The 569-nt window shown below is 74.3% G+C and carries 1 protein-coding gene; it reads right to left on the reverse strand.

Annotated features, from left to right (window positions below; all coding sequences use genetic code 11):
* Positions 1-45: 45 nt before the first annotated feature.
* Positions 46-569: phosphorylase family protein (locus ACFP3V_RS31285; protein WP_380591057.1), on the reverse strand; the 524-nt coding region annotated here is incomplete at its 5' end.

The raw sequence follows: 569 nt of genomic DNA on the forward strand, positions 1-569 counted from the left end.
CCAGCGGCTCCACCGGAAGCGACGGCATTCCCAACGAGACAGCAGTCACTGCACACTCCTCTGCGACGACAGTGCACGGCCGACGGTCCGCAGGGACCGCCGTGCCCGCACCCCGTTCACCAGGGTGTGCGGGCGCAGAAGTTCGAATTCAGGGGTGTCGACGACGACGCGGACCGCCGCCGTGGGCAGCCCGGCGGGCACCGCCCGCAGCGCCGCGGCGCTCTCCATGTCCACGCCGGCGACGCCGAGCCGGCGCAGCGACTCGCGTTCGGCACCGCGGACGACGTGGTCCGCCGACCAGAGCACCCCGGTGTGCACGGACAGCCCGAACCCGCGCAGCAGCTCCGCGAGCCGCTCCGCCTGCGGGAACACGGCCGCCGTTCCCACGGTATCGCGCACCTCCGTCGCAACGAGGACGTCCGCGGGACGTATTCCCGATCTGACGGAGGCACAGAAGCCCGTGTACACAAGCGCGCTGGGCGCGGGCTCCGGTTGCGCCAGCGCACGCCCCACCCCGGCGCGGGCCCGCTGCGGGCCCATGCCGGTGCGCAGCAGCCGGGCCTGCGGCC

Source organism: Streptacidiphilus monticola, from assembly GCF_042658505.1.
GTDB lineage: Bacteria > Actinomycetota > Actinomycetes > Streptomycetales > Streptomycetaceae > Streptacidiphilus > Streptacidiphilus monticola.